General features: G+C 68.2%; 4 protein-coding genes and 1 pseudogene. 1 reads left to right on the forward strand and 4 read right to left on the reverse strand.

The window, feature by feature from the left end:
* Position 1: 1 nt before the first annotated feature.
* Positions 2–2,008, reverse strand: coding sequence for a hypothetical protein (locus tag APY03_RS33990; RefSeq protein ID WP_068684298.1), 2,007 nt, complete (start codon positions 2,006–2,008; stop codon positions 2–4).
* Positions 2,009–2,427: 419 nt separating this feature from the next.
* Between APY03_RS33990 and APY03_RS33995 the strand changes: the two genes are divergently transcribed.
* The gene (locus APY03_RS33995) at positions 2,428–3,219 is read left to right on the forward strand and encodes a response regulator transcription factor (protein ID WP_146039424.1); all 792 of its coding nucleotides are present in this window, start codon (positions 2,428–2,430) and stop codon (positions 3,217–3,219) included.
* A gap of 12 nt (positions 3,220–3,231) precedes the next feature.
* Here APY03_RS33995 and APY03_RS45425 read toward each other — a convergent pair whose 3' ends face one another.
* From APY03_RS45425 to APY03_RS34005, 3 genes and pseudogenes are all read right to left on the reverse strand, one after another.
* The gene (locus APY03_RS45425) at positions 3,232–5,070 is read right to left on the reverse strand and encodes a sensor histidine kinase (RefSeq protein WP_068684301.1); all 1,839 of its coding nucleotides are present in this window, start codon (positions 5,068–5,070) and stop codon (positions 3,232–3,234) included.
* A gap of 62 nt (positions 5,071–5,132) precedes the next feature.
* A pseudogene (locus APY03_RS45785) lies at positions 5,133–5,735 on the reverse strand (CHASE2 domain-containing protein); the annotation flags it as partial.
* The coding region (locus tag APY03_RS34005) for a FecR family protein (protein WP_083944754.1) at positions 5,660–6,633 on the reverse strand (974 nt) is incomplete at its 5' end. The gene APY03_RS34005 and the pseudogene APY03_RS45785, both read right to left, overlap by 76 nt.

The raw sequence follows: 6,633 nt of genomic DNA on the forward strand, positions 1-6,633 counted from the left end.
CTCAGAAACGCAAGGTCAGCAGGTGCGGCAGCCGCGGGATCGCGAAGGCTCTTCCCGTCTGCATCGCCTCGCGATAGTCGTGCAGAAGGCGTCTCTGGTGCAAGGTGACTTCGTCTGCCGGCCAGCGCTCGACGTAGCGCGCCTGAAGCTCCGCGGCCGCGGCCCAGTCCCCTTGCTCGAACCGGAAGCGCGCCAGCGCCATGATGCCGTTCGGATGTTCCGCGGTCCATGCGGGTACCTGGTCGAGCCAGCCCTGGACTTCGTGGAGCGCGCGATCCTCGCAGGCAAGCCAGGCGGCCGCCAGGCAGGCGTTGGAGCGGACGATGCCGACCGAAGAGACCGCCAGGGTCTCGCGGAGCATCCGCCAGGCCTGCTGCCGGTCGCCTCTCGCGTGGGCCAGCGCCGCTTTGAAGAAGGTGGCGCAACCGTACAGGCAAGTGCCTTCGTAGAAGCGACGATTGGCCTCGATCTCGGCGATCAGGTCGTGCGCCAGGTCGTAGCGCCCGCCCGCGATGGCCATGCCCGTGTGCATGGTGATCGCAAAGCTGAGCCAGAAGCGCCGTGCCTCACGCCCGAGCATGCGAACCTGCTCCATGCGCTGCAGGGCGTCGACGGTCCGGCCGCTGCGCCAGTGCAGCCAGGCCTGCGTCAGCTGCGATAGAAACCGTCCGGCGCGCGACTGCTGCATCGACGCCGATCCCAGTGTCGCCTGCGCCGCGTCCGCGACGGCGTGGTTGCCCGCATCGCTGTGCACCGTGAGCGCCAGCGCGAGCGTGAGCGCATGGCGTACCGGCGTGCCGGCCAGCTTGGCGCATTCAACCGCTTCGTCGATTGCCAGGGCCGCCTCGCGCATGCGCCCGGCATCGCGGTGGACGATTGCAATCTGGTAGAGGGTACGCGCGAGGTCTGCGTGCTGCGGGTGCGGGGTGCGGCTGAGCCGCGCCGAACGTTGCAGGGCTTCCAGCGCGGGATCTGCCTGGCCGCGCAGGTGCGCGATCACGCCCTCCTGCCGCAGGCATTGCGCCGTCAGCCGGTCATGGTCTCCCCCCTGCGCTGCGGCGAGAACACGCCGCCCGATGCTTTGCGCGAGCTCGAACTCGCGATCCGCGATCGCCAATTCGCAGCGCTCCAGCAGCACCGCCGCCTTCAGCGCTTCGTCGCCGTTCGCCTCGAGCAGCGTCAGTGCCCGGTGGATGAGTGTTCGGGCGAGCTCGTTGTTTTCGAGCGCGCGGTAGTAGGCGGCGAGTGCGCGCAGCACCCTCGCCTGTGTCGCGACATCGGCCGATGCGGCCGCGCGTGCCAGCAGGTGCTGGGCCTTCGGCGCGGTTTCGGGGTGTTCGATCGCGGCCAGGCTCTCGACGTGCTCGACGTCCATGTCGAGCGCATGCGGCTGCGAAGCGACACACACCTGCAGGTAGTCCTGCGCCACCTGGTAGCGCTGCTCCCGGGCCGCGTGCATGGCGCGCGTGAAGGCCTCGTTCGTGAAGGTGTCGGTGGAGACGCGTGCCGGCTCCTCGTCGACGAGCTCGCGGGCCAGCTTCCGGCCGAGTGCGATGGTCAGCTGTGTCAGGTCGCCGCCTCGCAGCGGGCTGGCATCGGCAAGCGCCATGTCGCCATGCAGCTGGTAGCGCAGCTCGAAGCCGTTCTCGTGCGAGTGCACCTGGGCAGCGATCACCGTGCGGGCACCGAGTGCGCGGACCTGCTCGATGGCACGGGCGCTCGAAGGGCCTTCGCCGCTCCTCTTGAGCGCGGTGACCACGTCGATGAGCGGCAGCACGGAAAGCGCCTGCTGCGCTTCGAGCTCCCGGTTCAGCAGCGCCGCCATGCAGAACTCGACCCAGACCAGTGCGTCCCGGCCCGTGTGATTGCGAAAGGGAAGCGCGGCGACGAAGCGCAGTACGGACTGCCGCGGTGCAGGACGGGTGAGGGCGTTGAATCCGCGCCCTGGCAAATGCGAGGGGGAATGCGAGGGGAAATGCGGCGCCCCGATCATCGTGGAAAGTGACATGGAACCACAATCAGAAAGAAGCCACTCCGTTCGCCGCTGAAAGCCGCCGGGCCAGTGGAGGAGCCCTTGTCTCGATAGCGGTTGGCAGGTTAGGGCTGCAATCGGGGCGAGGCTCGCCCGACGCGACAATTCATCAGGTTGTGATGGCGCGCGACGAGCGCGCCGGCGCGTCCGGGCGATGCCCACGCCTTGCAGATTGCACGGATCCGATCGCTCGCGGCCTCGTTTCGTGAAGGCCGCTTGGAAACCCTTGTTTTCCGTGTGCCCCAATCCTGATCAATTGTCACAACGCCTCCACGTGACTTTTGTTGCTCGGCACTATCGCAATCCTTAAGTCTTACATCACGCGTGGCGGCGACAAGGAAGCTCCTGTGTTTCACTTCTTTGTGAGCACCCACGCATTCACTGGAGCTAATGACATGTCTGCCAGAAATGAACTGCGTCGAAGAGTCGCCGTGCTCGACCCCATGCTTCGCTCGCGGGAACACATGCGCCGCGCCATCCGCGCCCTGGGTCATGCGCCGCTCGTTTTCAATGACCTGGAGGAACTGCTCCCGCTGCGCGGGAGCCTCCTGCGGTGCTCGGCCCTGTGCGTCGGCCTGCCGCCGAACCCGCTCGAGCAGCAGGCCTGGATCCGCGCCGCCAGGAGCCTGGTCGGTCCCGAAGTGCCTTTGCTCTTCCTGGCGCGAGAGAACCCCGTCAAGGCAGCCGAGACACTGCGCTGCTCCGCGGGAGACGCAGTGCTCGCGGCGCCTTCATCATTCGCAGACGTCTACAAGGGAATGAGGGCATTCTTCGCGCAGCACGGGCTCGCCGCCGAGGACGCAGGCCTGGAGTGGGGCGGCTATCGCTTCTTGCCGTCCAAGGAATCCGTGGTGCTCGACGGGACCGAGATCGGCATGCGTCCGCTGGACTTCGAGCTCGCGCTGGAGTTCTTCCATAACATCGAGCACGTGCTGTCGCGCGATTGGCTGCGCACCATGGCGGCGGGGCTGGCGCCGGAAACGGGTGGCCGATGGCTCGATGCCAGCGTGGGACGGCTGCGCAGCCAGCTCGGACTCATCGCCTTCCACGGCTGCGAATGGAAGCTCAGCACCATTCGCTATGCCGGCTTCAAGCTCAGCAGGAGCCCCGGCAAGAAGGCACCGAAGCTGGTGACCCTGTCGGCGAGGGATCTGAAGCTCGAGGCGTCTCCCGTCCTCGGATTCTGAAACGCCGGCCCCTCAAGGCTCGAAGGCCGGCTCTTCCGGGCTCAGGGGAAGCCCGATGAAGAAGGTCGTCCCCGCATTCGGTGCGCTGATGACGTCGATCCAGCCGCCGTGGCGCGCCACGACGGTGTGCACGATCGTCAAGCCGAGCCCCCAGCCGTGTCCCGCCTCGGGATCGGCATTGGCGCTCCACCGGCGGCCCCTGCTGGGGGTCATCAACTTGGCGAGCTGCGGCTCGTCCATGCCGCTCCCGCTGTCCTGCAGCGAAATCAGCACCTCGCCATAAGGGGCGTTCGCGTCGAAGTTCGTCTCGACACAGATGTGGATCGCGCTGTCGGGCTTGCTGTGGCGGATTGCGTTGTGCAGCAGGTTCACCAGTGCCCGCGTCAGCAGCGATGCATCGGCCGAGAGCGAGGCCTCCGCGGCGCCGAGCCGCGGCTTCACGACCAGCCCGCGGGCATGGGCCGCGGCCCAGGTGGCGTCGATCGCATCGAGCACCACCGAGCCGGCGAAGGTCGGCGCGAAGCGGTAGACCTTCGACTCCGCCTCCAGCATGTCCATGAAGCTCTCGGCCAGCTGGATCGTGCGCCGGGCCTCGCGGCCCACGCCGTCGATCACGTTCTGCATGGTGACGTTGGAAGCCCCCTCCACGTACAGCGCCAGCAGGCTGAGCATGGTGACCTGCGGGCCGCGCACGTCGTGCGAGAGAAAGCTGAACCACTGCTCGCGTTCGCGCTGGGCCCGGCGCTCGGTGGTGATGTCGTTGAGCACCACCACCCAGGCGCGCGATGCCGCCGCGCCCGACCCCAGCTCCCCGAGCGACGCCGCCCGCAGTGTGAACACGCTTCCCTGTTCGGTCGTGTACTCGATGCCCATCGCCTCTTCCCAGACCGTCGTTGTGCGGGCAGCGGGCGAGCCTGCGATCTCGGCTTTTTGCATATCGGCGAGCAGCCGCAGCAGGTCGACGCCCTTGAGGTGGTCGACGCCGCCCGCGGCCGGCCGCAACACCGCACCCGTGGAAGATCGCACCAGCGCCGTGGCGAGAAGATTCTGGGCAGCTGCATTGCTCTGGCTCACGATGCCGTCCTCACGGCAGATCAGCACCGGCACGGGCAGGCTCCACATGCCCTCGGTCAGCAAGGCCTGCAGGCGCGTCAGGCGCTCGATCGCAAGATCCAGGGCATTGGCACGGCGATCCACCGAGTCCAGCGGCGCCGGGTGCAGGGGCAGCGGCGGCTCGAAGGCGCCGGCCGGGACGGCATTCAGCAGCGCCGCACGCTGGCGGAAGAACACCAGCAGCGCGTCCAGGCGGCGCCAGCTCCAAAGCACATAGGATGCAATCACCCCGCACAGCGGCGACGCGAGCGGCAAGGCGACACGCCAGTGCACCAGCGCCAGGTAGTCCAGCACGATGCAAGCGAGCGATACTGCAATGGTCCACGTCACCGCGTGGGTCGCGCTGATGAGGAACAACATCAGCACCAGCCAGATCGGCGCGCAGATCCACAGCACCCGTCGCCAGTCGGTCGGCATGTCGATCGTGCGGTCGGTGAGAAGCGCATCCAATGCATTGGCATGGATCTCGACGCCCGGCAGGCTCGTGAGCGCGCCGATGCCGGCCACCGGCATCGTGTCGCCCAGGCCAGCGTTGGCCAGAGCGCCCACCAGCACCAGCTTGCCCCGCACGAGCTCGTCGGTGAAATCGCCGCGCAGCATGTCGAGGTACGACACCGTCGGATAGCTGCCCGCGGCGCCCGCGAAGTCGACGCCGAAGCGCCCCCCGCGGACCCAGCGATCAGTGGTCTGCAAGCCAAGCACTTCCTCCGGTACCGGCTCGACCGTCTGCGTGGCCATCTCGAGTCCCACATAGGCCAGACCTTGTCCGGCCGGCCCTCGTAGCGCCACAGGGCCCGCACCAGGCCATCCGCATCCGGTGCGGCGTTGGCGTGGCCGAGCCCTCGCGCGCGCTGCGCCAGTTCCGGGATTGGAAGCTTGAAGGCGGGCTCGCCTCGTGGCAGCCCGATCGGCGGCGCGGCGTAGTCGAGCGGCAGGTAGACCGGCAGCTTCGACATTGCCGTGGCGAGCGCCTGGTCGTGCGCGCGATCGGCGGAAGGCGTGTCGAAGAACAGGTCCAGCAGCACCGCGCGCGGTGCATGCGCGGCCAATCGCTCGAGCAACTGTGCGTGCATCGAGCGCGGAAGCGGCCATGGGCCCAGAACGTCCAGCGTGCGACTGTCGATGCCGATGATCAGGATGTCCTGGGTCGGGCGTTGTTCGCTGTCGAGCAGGATCTTGTCGTAGATGGCGGCATTGGCCTCCACAAGTCCTGGCTTGCCGTCCAGCCAGACCATGGTCGGCGGCAGCAGCAGCAACATCAGCATCCACTCGAACAAGTATCGACGGCGCAGTCGCTGCATGTACCCACCCGTCTCGACTCCCCGGTTCAAGGGGAGGTTACTTCGAAGCTGCCCCCCCATTCGGCCGGCGGCGACGACTCCCCCTCGGCTTGTTCGCGACATCGCCAGTAGTAGCGTGCGGGACCTTCGAGCGGGCCGACCGTCACGCCGCTCATGTAGGTTCCCGATTCGGCCACCAGGGGCGACGCGAAATCGGGCGTGCGCGCGAGTTCGAAAGTATGGCGTTGCCCCTGACGTGTTGTCCAGCGGATCTGCCATAGGCCGTTGCCCGCCGCGCGTGCCTCGCTGGGCATCGGGTGCTGTGGCGGTGCCACGAAGGTCACGCCCTCGCTCGCTTGCCCTTCAACGCCTTGCGCGTCGAGGGCGGAAACCCGCGTGTGATAGAAGCCAGTCGCCAGCGAGCCCTGCAACGCGAAGCGGGGCACCGGCTCGCGCGACTCCGTCGCCAGGCGCAGGAAGCTCGCGTCGGCCGCCAGTTGCAGGCGGTACGCGGCCGCGCCCGCCACCGCTTCCGCCGCAACCGTGTTCCGGCCGGCGGGCGCGCGCTGTGCCGGCGCCGGCAGCAGGCTGCGCACCTCGAGTGCGGAGCCCGCGGCGCCCAGTGGCACGCCTTCGAGCGCCGCCACTTCGGCGCTGCGATTGCCGCCGCCCAGCTCGGTCGCCTTCACCTTGCCTTCGAGCACCTCCAGCGTTTCCGCCCCGTCTTCCGACCGGACCCGGAAATGCGTGCCCTTCACGCCCAGCGCGAAGCTGCGGGTGCGGATCTCGAACTCGCGCTCCCTCTGCTTCTCGACGTACGATTCGACCCGGCCGCTGATCAACTCCAGCTGCGTCCGCCGGCCGTGCGCCTCGACGAGGCGGGCCGAGCTGCTGGAGGGCAGCACGACACGGCTCCCGTCCGCGAAGCCCACTGTCAGGAAGCTGTCGCGCCCCGTGGTCAGCACATCGCCCGGCGCGAGCGCCGTGCCGGCGGCGAGCTGCTGCTCTGGATCGGCGGCCC

The sequence above is a fragment of the Variovorax sp. WDL1 genome, from assembly GCF_001541225.1.
GTDB lineage: Bacteria > Pseudomonadota > Gammaproteobacteria > Burkholderiales > Burkholderiaceae_C > Variovorax.

Bases quoted from the DNA above. Each gene is read 5' to 3' on its own strand.
- APY03_RS33990 (WP_068684298.1), bottom strand. From the start codon at position 2,008: ATGTCACTTTCCACGATGATCGGGGCGCCGCATTTCCCCTCGCATTCC.
- APY03_RS33995 (WP_146039424.1), top strand. From the start codon at position 2,428: ATGTCTGCCAGAAATGAACTGCGTCGAAGAGTCGCCGTGCTCGACCCC.
- APY03_RS45425 (WP_068684301.1), bottom strand. From the start codon at position 5,070: ATGGCCACGCAGACGGTCGAGCCGGTACCGGAGGAAGTGCTTGGCTTG.